We start from the raw sequence: 16786 nt of genomic DNA, 5'->3' as shown, positions 1-16786 counted from the left end.
CCCGCCGACCGTTCCTGATCTTTCATCATGGCCGCCGCCAAGCTCGTCACGCGCTGCCCGGCCTGCCGCACCGCGTTCCGGCTTGTGGCGGACCAGTTGCGGCTGCGCCAGGGGCTGGTCCGCTGCGGCCAGTGCGACACCGTCTTCGACGCCCGTGAGCACCTGATCGAGGTGCCAGCAGCGCCGACGCCGGCTGCTGCGCCCACATCCTCCCCCGCTTCCACACCCACACCGGCGCCCGCAGCTGCGGCATCGTCAGTCACGCTGGCTGCGGCGCTTGCTCACGCGGAGCAGACCCAGGCCGATGCCCAGGCGCGCGAGGACGAGGCGCCGTTCGACCCGGGCTTCGACCCAGGCTACGACGTGCCCGCGCTCGATTCGCCCACGACGATGATGTCGGAGCCCGAGCGGGAAGAAGCAGCCGACGCGAAAGCGGAGGCGGTGGCAGAACCGGAAACAGGCGCCGATCGACAAGTGGTTGATACGGCCACGGAAGAGGCACCCGCCGAGTCCGTCGAGGCCAACGAGGCCAACGAACCGGAAGCGGCCGACGAAACGCACGAAAGCGCCGCACCCGCCGCTGCCGAAGCTGCCGACGAGGCGAAAGACACGGAAACCGCCGCGCAGACGCCGCCGGTCGAAGCCAGCCAGGAAGCACTGCCTGACGCCGAACCCACCGACGTCGAGACGCCACCGCAAGTACCATCCGAGCCGTGGCCCGCGCTGGACCATGGCGTGTTCGATGATGATGCATTGCCGCGCCACTCATCGCTCGACCCGGCCGCAGCGTTCGCGCCGAAGACGCCGGGCGAAATGCCACCAGCCGGCGCCCACAGCGCCAAGGCGATGTGGCCAACGTCCCCCCAGCGCGAGGCACAGACGGCCGCTGCCGGTAGCGAGCACAGCAAAGACAGCGATAGCACCGACGACACCGCCGCCGCGCCGCCGGAAGCGCATCCGCACCCGCACACCGAACCGGTACGCAGTGCAAGCGAGTATCTGCGCGCGGCAGACCCGACTGACGCCGAAACGGAAGCTTGGACAAGGGATGCCGCCGACAGCAACGCTCACGGGCCGACATCGCGGGACGGCACGCTCGATGCCGTAGCCCGCGAGACAGCCACGCGTCACTGGCAACGCGACGATACCGGACCGGTGACCGGCCCCGGCTTCGCCCCCGATTTCCTTCGCCACACCCGCGAACGCGAACAGGCGAGTGCTGCCACCACCAAACGCAAGCTCCCGGGTAGTCGACGTCTCTGGACCCGCGTGGCGGTCGTCGTGCTCGGCCTTGGCGTGCTCATCCAGGGCGCCTACCTTGGACGCAGCCAGCTAGCGGGAAACATTCCGGTACTGCGCCCGTTGCTGGAAGCCGCGTGTGAGCCATTCGGCTGCAGCGTGCCGCCGTGGCGCGATCTCGAGGCGCTGCGCATCGACACGTCGCAACTGCAAAAGCAGGACGAATCCGACGACGTTTATCTGCTCGCCGTCACCATGCGCAACCAGGGCCGCGCGACGACGGCGCTGCCCGCCATCGAACTCGTGATGACGGACCTGCAGGACCAGTTGCTGCTACGGCGCGTGCTGTTGCCGGCTGATTACCTGCAACCGGACCAGCGCGCTTTTGCCACCACGGGCCTGCGCGCAGGCAGCGAACTGCCGGTTCGGGTACGATTCCGGACGCAGCAGGCGGCAGCGAACTACCGCGTGCTGATCTTCTACCCCTGAATTCCAACGCCCCCCTGCCATGCCGTCGATGCGCGCATCGGACCGGCTGGCCGTATTCCATTCCAGACAGGAGAGACCATGAGCAATGTGACCCTAGGCGGTAACGCCATCGAAGTTGGCGGCAAGTTTCCTCATAGCGGCGACAAGGCGCCCGCATTCTCGCTCGTCGGCAAGGATCTGAAGGATGTCTCGCTGGCCGACTTCGCAGGCAAGCGCAAGGTGCTGAACATCGTGCCGAGCCTCGATACGCCCGTGTGCCAGGCATCTGCCCGCAAGTTCAACGAGGCCGCCGGCAACCTGAACAATACCGTCGTGCTGACGATCTCGGCCGACCTGCCGTTCGCGATGGGCCGCTTCTGCACCACCGAAGGCCTGGCCAACGTGGTAACGCTGTCGACGATGCGTGGCGCCGAGTTCAAGAACGCCTACGGCGTGGACATCAAGACCGGCCCGTTGGCCGGCGTATGCGCTCGCGCCGTGGTCGTGGTGGACGAGAACGACACGGTCAAGTACAGCGAGCTGGTGCCCGAAATCAAGCAGGAACCGAACTACGACGCCGCACTCGCCGCATTGAAGTAATTTGTTTGATTCGGCACAGTAGTCCAACATTCCGCCCGTCATGCACGGGCGGAATTCATTAACGTATCTGTTACAGCCCTTGCCAGGGCCCTTGGAGAGAGAATGTCCAGCCTGATCTGCGGCTCCGTCGCATACGACACCATCATGACGTTCGACGGCCGCTTCCGCGAACACATCCTGCCGGACCAGATCCACATGCTGAACGTCTCGTTCCTGGTGCCGGGCATGCGCCGCGAGTTCGGCGGCTGCGCGGGCAACATTGCGTACACGCTCAAGATGCTGGGCGGCGACCCGATCGTGATGGCCACGGTGGGGGAGGATGCCGAACCGTATCTGCGGTATCTGCGCAACCTCGAGATCCGCACCGACCATATCCGCGTGCTGCCCGAGACATTCACCGCGCAGGCGATGATCACGACCGATCTGGACAATAACCAGATCACGGCCTTCCACCCTGGCGCCATGGGTCAGTCGCAACTGAACCGGGTGCAGGACGCGCTGACCACGGGCAACCGCCCGGCAGTTGGCATCGTCGCGCCGGACAGCCGTGAAGGCATGCTTCACCATGCCCAGCAGTTCGCCGCCGAGGGCATCCCCTTCATCTTCGACCTGGGCCAGGCCATGCCGCTGTTCAACGGCGAGGACCTGCGGCAGTTCATTGAACTTGCCAGCTACGTGACGGTCAATGACTACGAAGCGCAGGTCCTGCTGTCACGCACCGCATGGACCAGCGCAGAGGTAGCCGCCAAGGTCCGCGCGTTCATCGTGACGCACGGCGAGCGCGGCGCCAGCGTCTTTGCCGACGGCAAGCAGTACGCCATTCCCGCCGTGCCCGCCGAACGTGTGGTCGACCCCACCGGATGCGGCGATGCGTTCAGGGGTGGCCTGCTCCACGGCATCGAGAACGGGATGGATTGGGAAACCACCGGCCGCCTCGCTTCGCTGATGGGCTCTCTCAAGATCGCCCAGCAGGGTCCCCAGAACCACTGGATCTCCTGCGACGAAATCGGCAGCCGCTTCCAGTCCGTCTTTGGTTACCGTTACGTTTGACCTAGTGTCGGGTGCGTCACCCCGGCACAGCAACGCAACGCGGAATCTTTCACGGGAAGAAGTCATGAACAAGATCCTACGTATCGGCGGCGTCGCCGTGTTCGCAGCGGCGACGCTGCTTGCCGGGTGTTCCACCCAGTCCAACTCCAACAGCGTCTACACGGGCGGCCAGGCTCAGCGCGAGCAGACCGTGCGCTTCGGCGTGGTGGAAGGCGTGCGTGAAGTCATGATCCAGGGCGAAGCCACGGGCGTCGGCACGCTTGCCGGTGGCGCGATCGGTGGTGTTGCCGCCGGCAGCACGATCGGCGGCGGCAACGGCGCCATCGCAGCGGGCCTGCTTGGCGCGATCCTGGGCGGCGTGGCCGGTAGCGCCGCCGAGAACAAGATCGCGCAGCGTCGCGGCCTGGAGATCACCGTGCGCCTGGAGAATGGCGAGATGCGCGCCATCACGCAGGATGCGGACGAGATCTTCCGCCCCGGCGACCGTGTGCGGCTGCTCTCCTCGGGCGGCGTGACGCGCGTTACGCACTAAGTCACGCGTCGACCCGACCCCAGCAACCGAACGCCGCGTGCCGTCAGGCCGCGGCGTTTTGCTTTTGGCGCGAGCCCCTGCCCTGACTATTCCTGATCGTCATCCAGATCGACTGGCGCCGCTCTCGCACGTCCATCCAGAAATAAAAAACCCGCCGGGCACGGATGCCATCGGCGGGTTGGCAAGACTGCCGTCTTGCGGACCGGATACGCCGTATCCGGTCAGTGCGGCACGCGATGCGTGCCCTGGCGATTCCCAGTTGTGATCGCTCGCACGAGTGCGAGGCGATTACGGACGGTTGCCCGTCGGGAACGGCCAGGCTGCAGCCGGGTTCAGCGCGGTCTTGGCTGCGGCCGCGGGGGCAACAGCAGGAGCAGCGGCAGGCTTCGCAGCAGCCTTCTTGGCAGCCGGCTTCTTCGCAGCAGCCTTCTTGGCGGCCGGCTTCTTGGCGGCTACCTTCTTGGCTGCGGCCTTCTTGGCCGGTGCTGCCTTCTTGGCGACGACCTTCTTGGCGGCCGGCTTCTTGGCAGCAACCTTCTTCACTGCAGCCTTCTTGGCCGGTGCTGCCTTCTTGGCGGCTACCTTCTTGGTTGCAACCTTCTTGGCAGCAACCTTCTTCACTGCAGCCTTCTTGGCCGGTGCAGCCTTTTTGGCGGCAACCTTCTTGGTCGCTACCTTCTTGGCAGCTACCTTCTTGGTTGCGACCTTCTTGGCAGCAGCCTTCTTGGCGGCCGGAGCAGCCTTCTTGGCGGCGACCTTCTTCACAGCAGCCTTCTTGGCGGCCGGCTTGGCGGCCTTCTTAGCCGCCGGCTTTTTCTTTGCAGCAGTTGCCATGGATAACTCCTTCACTAACGTGAAATATCGAATGACCTAAATTGGCGACCCGACCGACCCGAGGCGTGTTTTGCACGTGCCCCAATCGAGCGAGCGATTCATCGGCGCACGACGCAACATCGACCGCACGCTAATGAATTCGGTGGCAGGGAGACAGCCGCATCCGGCGCGAACTGGCGCGCTCATGGTGGTGTGCCCGCGGCGGCCAGGCATCCGCGAGCGAGCTGCAAACCCAGCGCTCAAGCGGATTCCCGGGCTAAGCCGCGCCCTGGAAAATTCGATCTGCCCGCACCGCCCGTCATGTCGGCGCGCAGCCTGGAAAGAGGAGATATCGGTCAGCAGGTCCACAGTACGGGCATGGCCTCGCGCACTGCGGACGGCAATCATTCGGGGGTAGCTCGCCCATACCGTCACTGGGCAACTGGAGACCGCACGCGTTTTAAAAAGCCATTTCGGCTCAGTCTGCGTCAAAGTTCTAGTGCTCCTCGGCTACCCGCCATCACTGCATCGAAGCTTCGCTTCATCGTTCCTTCTCGCTCGCGTTCTTGCTTGCCTTCGTGCGCGCTACTCGGTCGATGCAATGAAGTGAGACTCTTGTCAAGGCGAATCATAATTCGTTTGTTCGATGATGTTAAGAAAAAAGTGCAAAAAAACTTGCGCGCAATTACGAATCGATCTACTCGGCGCGCACGTCTCGATGACGACACCATCGACACACATGTTGATCTCGACTTTCACACACGCTCCAGAGTTCCTTCATCGGGTCTTCGCACGATGAGTCGATGCGCGGCGGATCGTGTCGATGACGCGTGATCGCACACCCGCGAGGGCATCGCGCATACCTGCTCAGACATGCTTGCGATGCCGCGCGAAGTGCGGTGACGCGTTCACGCTCGCAAGCCGGAAAGCCGCATGAGCATTGACTTTCCGGTCCTCCATCGATGTCGTTCCATGCACTGCGGATTCTTGTGCGACAGCGTTCCGCGCAGCGCTGCCGCGTCGCGTTCCCGCGGGTGGCAACGCATGCGAGCACGCTCCGACTTGCGCAACCGTCGAACCATGCGCGCGCGATGCCCGGCGTCGGCATGCAAGCTTCAGAGAGTTGCGCGTGAGCGACGAAAGAGTGATGCGTCAAAGCAACGGTTTGTGTCGTCGTTGCGAAGTCGCACGTTCGATTTCGATGCTGTCGCAGTTCCTCGCCACGTCGAAACGCTCCGCGCGCGTCGCCACATCGCGACTGGCGACGTGGTTCGTGATGGTTGGAGGAGGCACGACGCAAACGCATCAGTCGTGCAACCGAGCACGATGTTCGCCACGTCGACCCGCTGCGTCGTCAGACAATGCAGCTGCATTCGAGCGATGCGCCGCATCCGGGTTCCTACTGAGACGGATGCGATGCAGGCGTGGCCGAATTCCGAAGCACTGTGGCGACATCGCTGCAGTTGGACGATGGCTAGAGGAAAATCTCGGAACCGCCGCTCATGCTGGCGTTGTTGCACGACAGAAACCGCGCCAGGCCGCGCCGGGCGGGCAATTGCAGCAAGCGCTACATTGCGCGCCAGTGCGTACGCAAACGGATGTTGGAGATTGCGGCGCGCGGCATCCGACAGTAGATTGGCGTCGCGCCCGCCGATACCCGATCGAGCGAACCAACTTTGCAACACTGAACATTGAACTCTGAACTGGAGACCACCACCATGCGCATGACTGCCCCTCGTACCCTGCTGCGTGCCGCCGTGTTCGCCGCTGCTTTTGCTGCCAGCGCAGCGGCAATGGCGCAAGCCACGCCGACCGGCACCTGGCAGACGATTGACGACGCCACCGGCAAGCCGCGTGGCGTGATCGAGATCAGCGAAAAGGACGGCGTCTATAGCGGCAAGCTCACGAAGAGTCTCGTGCCGCATGAAGGCCCGCCGACGGTGTGCGACAAGTGCACCGACTCGCGCAAGGATCAGCCGATCATCGGCATGACGCTGCTGACCGGCCTGCGCAAGACGGCCGACAACGAGTGGACCGGCGGCGAGATTCTGGATCCGGAAAGCGGCAAGCTGTACAAGTGCAAGATGTCGCTGGCCGAAGACGGCAAGAAGCTCAATGTGCGCGGCTTCATCGGCATCAGTCTGATCGGCCGGACTCAGACCTGGGTGCGCGCGCAGTAAGCGGCGAGCCGTCAGCACTTCACTGCCTCACTGACGCCTGCGCGAACGGTGAGGCAGCTCCTCTGAGCACGCTTCGCACACGTCACCTGCTGTACAGGCATGTGACAGCTTCCTTCGGTAAGATCGTTTGCCTCTACAACGACATCCGGAGACTTTGAGCATGCGCTTCTCCCCACGCGGCCGCGTCATGGCCCTCGCACTCGCCACCACTTCCCTCATCGCCACAACCGCGCACGCCGCGGATGCCTGGCCGAATCACGTCATCAAGTTCGTCGTGCCGTTCACGGCAGGCGGTGCCAACGACCTCGTGGCGCGTGCCGGCGCCGAAGCCGTCAGCAAGCGCATCGGCCAGCCGGTCGTCATCGAGAACCGTCCCGGTGCGGGCGGCATCGTTGGCGCCGACTACGTGGCAAAGAGCAAGCCCGATGGCTACACGTTCCTCGTCGGCGCGGTGGGCACCGTGACCAACGGCCTGATCCGCTCGAAGATGCCGTACGCACCGGACGATCTCGTTCCCGTCGGTTTGATCGCAGTGAGCCCGTCGGTGATCGTCGCTTCGCCGTCGGTGCCGGTGAACAACGTCAAGGAACTGATCGAGTATTCGAAGAAGCAGGGTGGCGTGCCGTTCGCTACCGCCGGCAGCGGCAGCACGCCGCACTTCGTCGAGGAAATGCTCAAGGAAAAAGGCGCGGAGCTGACCGTGGTGCCGTACAAGAGCGGTTCGGAGAGCATCACGGCAGTAATCGGCAATCAGGTCGTGGCAACGTCCGAAGCGTCGATCGTGGTGCTGCCGCAGATCAAGGCGGGCAAGCTGAAGGCGCTGGGCGCGACTTGGGACAAGCGTATGCCCGCTGCACCGAACGTCGCGACCACCGCGGAACAGGGTCTGCCCGAAGTTCGCATTGGGCATTGGGCCGGCATCTTCGCACCGAAGGGCACAGACCCGGCCATCATCAAGAAGCTGAATGCGGAACTGAGCGCGGGCATGCAGAGCCCCGATATTCGCGAGCGCCTGATCCAGAACGGTATCGAGCCTGCAGGCGGCTCGGTGGAGAGCTTCGTCGCGTTTATCAAATCCGAGCGCGAACGCCTGGGTCGGATCGCGAAGAACGCGAACATGAGCGCCGATTAAAAAATCCGGATGCGGTCACCTGCCAGGGTGACCAAATGTATGCATACGGCCCGCCTTGAGCGGGCCGTTTGTTTTGCATCACCGCCGTTACAAAAGCGCATTAATCAGCATACGTAGCTCCCAAAACACCATCCGCAGGGCCTCTTACGTAGTTATTTGTATTTTTATTAAGTCATTCGACAGCGATGTATCTTGTCTGTGAACAGACAACAACGCAAATTGCAACGCGAATCGTTCGCATTTATATTGCGCCACGCCCGCACACATGGACTGGACAATGACTCGCCGCACGCCCCTGGCCACCGCCCTCGTAGCCCTTTTCGCCGTTCCCGCCGCCCCTGCCGCCCTCGCCCAGCAAGCGCCCGCCACGCCCGCTCCTGCGCCGGCCAGCGCGTCGGAAACCGCGCCTGCAACGCTGCGCGAGATCACGGTCCAGGGCTCGGCCATTCGCGACGATTTCAGCCCGACAGGCAGCCAGCTCTCGAAGCTGCCCGCTGAGTTGCGTGACGTACCCCAGTCCGTGACGATCGTGAACCGCGCGGTAATGGATTCGCAGGGTGCCACCTCGCTGGCCGATGCGCTGCGCAACGTGCCCGGCATCACGATCGGCGGCGCCGAGGGCGGCCAGATCGGTACCAACATCAACCTGAACGGGTTCTCGGCGCGTACCGACATGTACCTCGACGGCTTCCGCGACCGTGGCCAGTACTACCGCGACACGTTTGCGCTGGATCAGGTCGAAGTCATCATGGGTCCGTCGTCGATGCTGTTCGGCCGTGGCTCCACCGGCGGCGTGGTGAACCAGGTCACCAAGAAGCCGCAGATGAAAGCCGCCACGGAGGTAACCGGCTCCGTCACCACGAACGGCCTGGTGCGTGCCACCGCCGACGTGAACACGCCAACCGGCGATACCTCCGCCTTCCGCATCTCCGCGATGGCGCAGGACGGCAAGCCGAGCACGCGCGACGAAATGACGGTGCAGGACTTCGGCATCGCGCCGTCCTGGCGCTTTGGCATCGGCACGTCTACCGAGATCACGCTGTCCGCCCTGCTCCAGCACAACGAGGACATGCCCGACTATGGCTTCCCGGCCATCAACGGACACCCGGTCAACGTCAATCGCAACACGTACTACGGCTTCAACAACGACCGCACGCGCCAGGACATCGCCTCGCTTTCGGCCGGCGTCACGCACAAGTTCTCGCCGAACCTGCGCCTGCGCAACCAGACCTCATTCAACTACGTATCCACCGATGCGCGAGAGACGGCGCCCAATGCCGTGGGCTCGATCGATGCCTCCGGCAAGTTCACGGCGCTGACCACGACCAACCTGCCGCTGTCGCAGCTCTATGTGCGCCAACAGAGCCATGACCGCAACATCCGCGATTACTCGATCTTCAACCAGACCGAACTGACCGCTGACTTCAACACCGGTCCGGTCAAGCACACGCTGCTGACGGGCCTGGAGCTTGGTCATGATGGTTACAACAACCAGAACTACTACCGGAACGGCAACTGCGGCAGCACGCCGCTGAATGCGAACGGGGCCACCACGGGCTACGTCGCCTGCACGCCGGTGGTCGATCCGGTCTATCAGGACTCACCGTCGAACGTCGCCTCGAGCGTCGGCAACCTGCAAGGCGGCTCAGCCAACACGATCGCCGTCTACGCCAACGATTCGATCGAGTTCAGCAAGCAGTGGAAGGCGGTTGCCGGCCTGCGCTACGACCGATATATCGCCAGCATCAGCAACTCGATCAACTCCGCCAACACCAGCGGCAGCACCGTGCTGCCGTATGCCAACCAGACCGTCAACTTCACGAGCGTGCGTCTGGGCGGCATCTGGCAGCCGACGGAGCAGCAGTCGTACTACGTGTCGTATGGCACGTCGTTCAACCCGTCGCTCGAGCAACTGGTCGGCACGGTGGGCCAGCAATCGCTGGACCCGGAGAAGAACAAGTCGTACGAGCTGGGTGGCAAGTGGGATCTGCGCAATGGCGATCTTCAGGTCAACTCGGCGATCTTCCGCATCACCAAGGACAACGCGCGTAGTCAGATCGACGCCACCACTTACGCGCTGACAGGCAAGATCCAGGTGGACGGCTTCCGCCTGGGCATGACCGGCCGCATTACCCAGAAGTGGCAGGTGTTCGCCGGCTACACGTACCTCAATGGCGTGATCGAGAACGGCGTCGCCGCTGGCACGGAAGGCAAGGTGCCGCTCAATACGCCCAAGCACACGGCCACGGCCTGGACCAGCTACGCGATCCTGCCGAGCTGGGAAATCGGCGGCGGGGCGTTTTATATGTCGCAGCGCTATGCCAACAACACCAACACCGTACAGGTGGGCGGCTACGTGCGCTGGGACGGCATGATCGCCTACCATCAGCCGAAGTACGATGTGCGCCTGAATCTGTTCAACATCTTCGACAAGAAGTATTACGATGCACTGATTCAGTCCGACGGCGGCCGTTCGGTGCCGGGTACGGGCCGCACCGCGATGCTGTCGTTCACATACCGCATGTAAGTGCCGCCGGGGCCGCAGCGCCGGGCGGCTCCGATTTTCGCTCACTATCTATATAGATACGATGCTCGTCCGCATTCCGCAGGTTCTCAACGCCGAGCAACTGGCCATGCTGCGGGAGCAGCTCGATCACGCGGGCGACGCCTGGGTGGACGGCCGCGTTACCGCCGGATACTCCGGCGCGCCGGTGAAGTTCAACCAGCAGATCGACGAACGCTCCGAGGCGGCGGCGCAGTGCCAGCATCTTGTACTGAGCGCGCTCGAGCGCAATCCGCTGTTCATCAGCGCCGTGCTGCCAAACATCGTCTATCCGCCGATGTTCAATCGCTACAGTGAGGGCATGACGTTCGGCCTGCACGTCGATGGCGGCGTCCGCCTACACCCGCACAACGGCCGCAAGCTGCGTACCGATGTTTCCGCCACGCTGTTCCTGTCCGACCCGGCCAGCTACGACGGCGGCGAACTGCAGATCGAGGACACCTACGGCGTGCACTCGGTCAAGCTCGCGGCCGGTGACATGGTGGTCTACCCGTCCACAAGCCTGCACCAGGTCACGCCGATCACGCGCGGTGTGCGGGTTGGCTGCTTCTTCTGGATCCAGAGCCTGATTCGCGACGATGGACAACGCGCGCTGTTGTTCGACATGGACAACGCCATCCAGACGCTGAATCAGACCAACGCTGACGAACGCGCGCGCCGCACGCTAGTGGGCTGCTATCACAACCTCCTGCGCCAGTGGAGCGACACCTGATTCCCGTCCGCGATTCCCGCCCGGTCTTCCTCGCCTAGCCGAACTGCTCGGCCAGCGCCTGACGCGCCTGGCCAATGAACTCGCTCTCCCCGCGCCGGGCCCCCAGCAGATAGAACTCGGCCGAAGGCAGCGGCGGCAACTTCCAGCCCGCCGTGGCGGCGGCATCCAGCGGCGCGACGCCCGGCCCGATGGCCGAGGCGTTCAGGCATGACACGCCAAGGCCCGCCGCCAGGGCCAGATGCAGCCCGGCCACCCCGGATGCCGAATGGCCAATATCGAAAGCGCGCCGCCGCCGCTTGAGCAACTGCACCACGAACTGGTGCATCGAACAGGTATCCGGTAACAGCACGAGCGGCAGCGTGGCCTGCGGCGACGCGGCGATCTCCGGTGCCGCGACCCACGCCAGCGCCTCCCGCCGCAGTACGACACCGGACTTGCGCCCCTCGTGCGGCGCAGCATCGCCCCCCGAACGGATCAACCGCATGCTCAGGCCGATATCGAACTCGTCCATCTCGGCGGCAGCCTCGATGGCCGCGCTCTTCATGACCGTCACGTGCAGCTTCAGGTACGGATAGCGGTCTCGCAAGCGGCGCAACATGCCAGCAATCTCGCCGGGACGAAAGTAGTCCGTCACCGCCAGACGCAGCTCGCCGTCGAGCGACTGTCCACGCAATTCCTGCATCGCCAGTTCGTTCAGCGACAGGATGCGCCGCGCGTATTCAAGCAGCCGCGCGCCGGCCGGCGTCACTGCGGCCCCCTTCTTCCCTCGAGTCAGGAGGGGGACGCCGGCACGCTCCTCAAGCTTGCGCAATTGCTCGCTGACGGACGACTGCGACAGGAACAGCCGGGGTGCCGCCGCGGACAAGCTACCGCTGTCCGCCACGGCCACGAAGGTTCTCAGTTGATCGGTCTCGAATCCACGCATGGCTGCCCCAAATAATTCGGTATATCCGATGGATAGTATCGTATATTCCCGCTTTTCCGATATCAAGGCAGCGCCTACGATGACATCACCGCAGCGGAAAAATCATCCGCCGCACCGTGAAAACCAACCCAGTCAAGGAGCCTGTCATGCCCCACATCGCCCTGCAGATTTCCGGCCATCCCGATACGGAACTCACCCGCCGCGCGGTCGCCGCAGTCGGCGAACTGACCCAGCGGGTCCTGCGCAAGGAAGCCAGCGTGATCGCCACCACGGTCACGTACATCCCGCGCGAACAGTGGTTCATTGCTGGCAAGCCGCTGTCGGAGTATGCCGAGGGCCGCAACGCGTTCCAGCTCGACATCAGCGTGACCGACGAGACGAACACCAAGGCCGAAAAGGCGCAATATCTCGCAGCGATATTCGGGGCCTTGTCCGAGGTGATCGGCGACGTCAATCCCCTGTCCTACATCCATGTGATCGACGCGCGGGCGGCCGCCTACGGATACGGCGGCAAGTCGCAGGAATTCCGCCACCAACACGGTTGATTCGCGCATTTCAGTCAGCAGTGTCGTGCGGGCGGCTGGCTTGTACTCCGTGCCAATGTTCACTAGTGTGAAGGGCTGCAAGCCGGCATCGTCGGCGCTTCACACCGGAGTCATTGCATGAAACAAGTCACACTGCCCGGCGGCGAACGCGTGCCCGCGCTGGGCATGGGTACCTGGAACATTGGCGATCATCGCCAGACACGTGCCGAGGAAATCGCCACGTTGCAGCTGGGTCTGGATCTTGGACTGCGGCTGATCGACACCGCCGAGATGTATGGCGAAGGCTTGTCGGAGTCACTGATCGGCGAGGCGATCCGGGGGCGTCGCGACCAGACGTTCCTGGTCAGCAAGGTGTATCCGCACAATGCCAGTCGCAAAGGCACGGTGGCCGCGTGCGAGCGCAGCCTGAAACGCCTGGGCACCGACCATATTGATCTCTACCTGCTCCACTGGCGCGGCGACGAGCCGTTCGAGGCAACGATCGAGGCGTTCCTGGCGTTGCGGCAAGCGGGCAAGATCCGCCATTTCGGCGTCAGCAATCTCGACCTCTCCGACATGGAAGAACTATGGGATGTGCCGGGTGGCGATGAAGTGGCCGTGAACCAGTTGCTCTATAACCTGAGCCGCCGTGGCATCGAGTTCGACCTGCTGCCCTGGCTACGCGAGCGGGGGGTTCCCGTCATGGCCTATTCCCCGATCGAGCAGGCACGATTGCTGCGCAGCCCGGGCCTGAAGCGTTTTGCGCAATCGATTGGAAAGTCTCCGGCGCAGGTTGCGCTGGCGTGGCTGCTCAGCCGCGACGACATCATCGCTATCCCGAAGACTGGCAACCGCGAACGTCTGCGCGAGAACGTCGACGCGCTGGACCTGACGCTGAGCGCGGAACAGCTTGCCGCGCTGGACGAACTGTTTCCGCCCCCGCGCCACGTGCAGCCGCTGGCGATGCTCTGAACGCGGTCCACAAGACAAGACGGAACTGGCGCCGGCTATCCACCGGCGCCCCGATTTAGCGCTGTCCTGCCTTGTAGCGCTCTACCTCGACGTAGCGCGTGAGATAGACACGTGCCTTCTCGCGCGTATCCGTGGTCACCCGATCGGCAGCCTGTTTGGCGCTGCTACGGCCGTGGGCCGAACTCATGCCAGCCATCAGATACGACTGGAATGCGTCGTGCATGACTTTCAGTTGGTCCTGACAGGCACTAAGCGCACCGCCAGCCACGTCCGCCGGCACGGCCTTGCTCGAAACACCGTCGTCGACCTTGACCTGTACGCATTCCATGTATTTCACGCGTTCGGCCTGCCACGCCGGCGCAACCTGCACAGACTCCTGCGCGGCAGCCTGGGTTGCCGAGTCAGCCGGCGGCTGGGAGGAGGAGCAGGCGGCCAGCAAAGCGGCCATCGGCATCGTCGTCGCGGCGAGTCTGATCAGGCGCCCCCGCACTGGCGTCCGTTCGGAAGATTGAGAGGCGGCAATGCCGGCGTCTGGAGGAAAGGGGGCGATTGTCTGGTGCATGCTCCAAAGACCAGGGCGGATGATTTGAGTTTCAGAAGCCATTCCACTGATTTGCAAGAAATTGCAATAAAACAGGACTGACTTGCCTCATGTCAGATAGCAAGTCACGTATTGTCAGACAAAATCGCATTTGCGGAAGTGCATCGCACGCCTATGCTTTAGAGGCGGTTAAAACACTTCAACCCTTGGAGGAAAGCATGAAACGTCGAACATTCCTGTCCGCCGGCAGTGCGGGGCTTGTTGGTCTTACCGGTCTGGGTACGCTGGCAGGCTGCAGCGTCACGGGTCCCACCGACTCCGGTGACAATGCGTCCAAGCGTCGTGAGATCAACGTTGGCGCAACGGATACGCTCAATCGCCTCTACACGACAACCAAGTCCGCACAGGAACTGGGTGCCAAGGCCAAGGGCATCCTGATCTTCCCGAAGCTACTGTCGGCTGGTTTCATCGTCGGGGGTGAATACGGCGACGGTGTCCTGCGGGCGGGCGGTGCCGACCGAGGATACTATCGGGCGATCTCTGGTTCGTTCGGCTTTCAGGCCGGCGCGCAATCGAAAGCCTTCGTCCTGATGTTCATGACCCAGGAGGCGTACGACAAATTCGTGCGCAGCAGCGGCTGGCAGGTGGGCGCGGATGCCACGGTAGCCCTGGCGACGATTGGCGCCAACGGTCAGATCGATACCAATACGGCGCAGCAGCCGATCATCGGTTTCGCAATGACCAATGCGGGCCTGATGGCTGGCCTGAGCCTGGAAGGCACCAAGATCTCGAAGCTCTCGATCTGACACAACTTGCCAGATTGCGAAGTATTGAATTGACGTCTTGATCAGGGGCGCCCGTCTCCTTACGGGCGCCCCTGATCACATCGCGACAGTCAACGCCTCCTCCTCCCCCCGCGCGTTCCATTTCTCTTCGCCGAACCTGCATCGGTATGCGCATCCGACCCCGATTGACCCGTTAGAATGCGTCCCTCCCCTTTTTCGTACGCGAGGCCGAATTCTCATGTGGTTCAAGAATCTCCAGGTTCATCGTTTCTCCGCCCCGTGGACACTCACCGCTGACGACGTTGAAGCTTGCCTGGCCAAGCACGCGTTCTACCCCGGCACCAGCCTGGAGATGCAGACGCAAGGCTGGGCATCGCCCCGCGACAACGGTCAGCTCGTACATTGCGTCAATCGCCAGATGCTGCTGGTGCTGCGCACCGAAAAGAAGCTGCTGCCGGCAACCGTGGTCAACCAGGTCACCAAGGCCCGCGCCGCAGAACTCGAAGAGCAACAGGGCTTCAAGCCGGGCCGCAAGCAACTCAAGGAACTGAAGGAGCAGATCACGGAAGAACTGCTCCCACGCGCCTTCAGCATCCGCCGCGACACACGCGTCTGGATCGACCCGGCCAATGGCTGGCTGGCGATCGACGCGGCCGGAACGGCCAAGGCCGACGAAGTGCGCGGGATGCTGTTCAAGGCAATTGATCCGCTGCCTGTGGCCAACCTGCACGTGAACCAGTCGCCCGTGACCGCCATGACCGAATGGCTGGCCACCGACACCGCCCCGGCCGGCTTCACGGTCGACCAGGAAATCGAGCTCCAGTCGAGCGGTGAAAGCAAGGCCACGGTCCGCTACGTCCGCCACCCGCTGGACCCCGAGGACCTGCGCCGCCATATCGCCGCCGGCAAGCGTTGCACGCGCCTGGCCATGACGTGGAACGACCGCGTGTCATTCGTGCTGACCGAAGCGCTGGTCATCAAACGCGTGAATCCGCTCGATGTCATCAAGGAACAGGCCGATGGCACGCTGCATGACGAGGACGAGCGCTTCGATGCCGACTTCACGCTGATGGCGGGCGAGCTGGCGAGCCTGCTTACCGACCTGACCGACGCCCTGGGCGGCGAGCGCAAGGCCGAAGGCACCGAAGCCCCCATCGACGTCCGCAAGGCGGCCTGATCCCACGCTCGCCATCGCGCCGGCGAGTTCAATCGAGCGTCAGCACGACGCGCGTAGCCTGCTCGCCAGCGCGCCGCCAGACGTCCGCGACCGCGGACATCTGCGCCAGTTCGAATTCCGTGCCGAGGTCGCCATCGCTGGCGCAGGCAAGGATGTCGTCGACCAGCGTTTTCATGTAGCCGCACGGCGGATGGTTGGCCGGGCCGCAGCCCATGAGCTGCACGCGCGAGTCGCGCAGCGCCGCAGGCGGCAGCATCATGCTGCCGGCCCCTCGGTTCGCCGCCGTGACGATGCGCACGCCACGGTCGAACATCGACATCGGCATCCCGTCGCACTGCACCAACGCGGCCAGCAGCAGTTCTAGCGCCTCGCCCCAGACGAAATCGATCACCACGTCGATCCCCTGCTCCGCGAACGAGGCGAACGTGTACTGCAGGGTGCTCGGCGGCTGTGCGAGGTCGATCAGCGCATCGGCACCGAGTGTGGACAACTGCTCGGGCCGATGACCGGCGGCGATGACGCGCCCCGCCCCTTGCAGACGCGCCGCCTGCACCGCCAGGCGGCCCGCGATGC

At 63.7% G+C, this 16786-nt stretch carries 16 protein-coding genes; 12 read left to right on the top strand and 4 right to left on the bottom strand.

The window, feature by feature from the left end; genetic code table 11:
* Positions 1 to 27 precede the first annotated feature (27 nt).
* From D769_RS13430 to D769_RS13415, 4 genes are all read left to right on the top strand, one after another.
* The gene (locus tag D769_RS13430; RefSeq protein WP_008645911.1) at positions 28 to 1728 is read left to right on the top strand and encodes a DUF3426 domain-containing protein; all 1701 of its coding nucleotides are present in this window, start codon (positions 28 to 30) and stop codon (positions 1726 to 1728) included.
* Positions 1729 to 1806: 78 nt separating this feature from the next.
* Positions 1807 to 2307, top strand: coding sequence for a thiol peroxidase (gene tpx / locus D769_RS13425; protein WP_008645909.1), 501 nt, complete (start codon positions 1807 to 1809; stop codon positions 2305 to 2307).
* Positions 2308 to 2409: 102 nt separating this feature from the next.
* On the top strand, positions 2410 to 3357 hold the full coding sequence (locus tag D769_RS13420; RefSeq protein ID WP_008645908.1) for a carbohydrate kinase family protein: 948 nt from the start codon (positions 2410 to 2412) through the stop codon (positions 3355 to 3357).
* 64 nt (positions 3358 to 3421) lie between these two features.
* On the top strand, positions 3422 to 3889 hold the full coding sequence (locus D769_RS13415; protein WP_008645907.1) for a hypothetical protein: 468 nt from the start codon (positions 3422 to 3424) through the stop codon (positions 3887 to 3889).
* A gap of 288 nt (positions 3890 to 4177) precedes the next feature.
* On the opposite strand, the gene D769_RS13410 is transcribed toward D769_RS13415, so the two are convergent.
* Entirely contained in the window at positions 4178 to 4723 is a 546-nt protein-coding gene (locus D769_RS13410; RefSeq protein WP_008645906.1) for a histone H1-like DNA-binding protein, read from the bottom strand.
* 1697 nt (positions 4724 to 6420) lie between these two features.
* Between D769_RS13410 and D769_RS13405 the strand changes: the two genes are divergently transcribed.
* The 4 genes from D769_RS13405 (at position 6421) to D769_RS13390 (ending at position 11289) form a co-directional block, all read left to right on the top strand.
* Complete coding sequence (locus D769_RS13405; protein WP_008645905.1) at positions 6421 to 6882, top strand: DUF2147 domain-containing protein; 462 nt, start codon at positions 6421 to 6423, stop codon at positions 6880 to 6882.
* Positions 6883 to 7042: 160 nt separating this feature from the next.
* On the top strand, positions 7043 to 8014 hold the full coding sequence (locus D769_RS13400; protein ID WP_008645898.1) for a tripartite tricarboxylate transporter substrate binding protein: 972 nt from the start codon (positions 7043 to 7045) through the stop codon (positions 8012 to 8014).
* 277 nt (positions 8015 to 8291) lie between these two features.
* On the top strand, positions 8292 to 10541 hold the full coding sequence (locus D769_RS13395) for a TonB-dependent siderophore receptor (RefSeq protein ID WP_008645896.1): 2250 nt from the start codon (positions 8292 to 8294) through the stop codon (positions 10539 to 10541).
* Between the two features lie 61 nt (positions 10542 to 10602).
* The gene (locus tag D769_RS13390) at positions 10603 to 11289 is read left to right on the top strand and encodes a Fe2+-dependent dioxygenase (protein WP_008645894.1); all 687 of its coding nucleotides are present in this window, start codon (positions 10603 to 10605) and stop codon (positions 11287 to 11289) included.
* Positions 11290 to 11323: 34 nt separating this feature from the next.
* On the opposite strand, the gene D769_RS13385 is transcribed toward D769_RS13390, so the two are convergent.
* Complete coding sequence (locus D769_RS13385) at positions 11324 to 12214, bottom strand: LysR family transcriptional regulator (RefSeq protein ID WP_008645892.1); 891 nt, start codon at positions 12212 to 12214, stop codon at positions 11324 to 11326.
* A gap of 146 nt (positions 12215 to 12360) precedes the next feature.
* Between D769_RS13385 and D769_RS13380 the strand changes: the two genes are divergently transcribed.
* Positions 12361 to 12759, top strand: a complete 399-nt coding sequence (locus D769_RS13380) for a 4-oxalocrotonate tautomerase (protein ID WP_008645891.1) — start codon at positions 12361 to 12363, stop codon at positions 12757 to 12759.
* 117 nt (positions 12760 to 12876) lie between these two features.
* On the top strand, positions 12877 to 13710 hold the full coding sequence (locus D769_RS13375; RefSeq protein WP_008645889.1) for an aldo/keto reductase: 834 nt from the start codon (positions 12877 to 12879) through the stop codon (positions 13708 to 13710).
* A 55-nt stretch (positions 13711 to 13765) separates the two neighbouring features.
* Here D769_RS13375 and D769_RS13370 read toward each other — a convergent pair whose 3' ends face one another.
* Positions 13766 to 14164, bottom strand: coding sequence for a hypothetical protein (locus D769_RS13370; protein WP_008645888.1), 399 nt, complete (start codon positions 14162 to 14164; stop codon positions 13766 to 13768).
* Positions 14165 to 14469: 305 nt separating this feature from the next.
* Here D769_RS13370 and D769_RS13365 point away from each other — a divergent pair, with 305 nt between their 5' ends.
* Together D769_RS13365 and D769_RS13360 are read left to right on the top strand one after the other, a co-directional pair.
* Positions 14470 to 15057, top strand: a complete 588-nt coding sequence (locus D769_RS13365; RefSeq protein WP_008645886.1) for a YSC84-related protein — start codon at positions 14470 to 14472, stop codon at positions 15055 to 15057.
* Positions 15058 to 15274: 217 nt separating this feature from the next.
* On the top strand, positions 15275 to 16213 hold the full coding sequence (locus D769_RS13360) for a recombination-associated protein RdgC (protein WP_008645884.1): 939 nt from the start codon (positions 15275 to 15277) through the stop codon (positions 16211 to 16213).
* Positions 16214 to 16241: 28 nt separating this feature from the next.
* On the opposite strand, the gene D769_RS13355 is transcribed toward D769_RS13360, so the two are convergent.
* A partial coding sequence (locus D769_RS13355; RefSeq protein ID WP_008645881.1) for a zinc-binding dehydrogenase occupies positions 16242 to 16786 on the bottom strand: 545 nt, incomplete at its 5' end.

The sequence above is a fragment of the Cupriavidus sp. HMR-1 genome (assembly GCF_000319775.1).
In the GTDB taxonomy this organism is placed as follows: domain Bacteria; phylum Pseudomonadota; class Gammaproteobacteria; order Burkholderiales; family Burkholderiaceae; genus Cupriavidus; species Cupriavidus metallidurans.
Note: the sequence above shows the minus strand (reverse complement) of the source record. Positions and strands in the feature narration are given on the sequence as shown.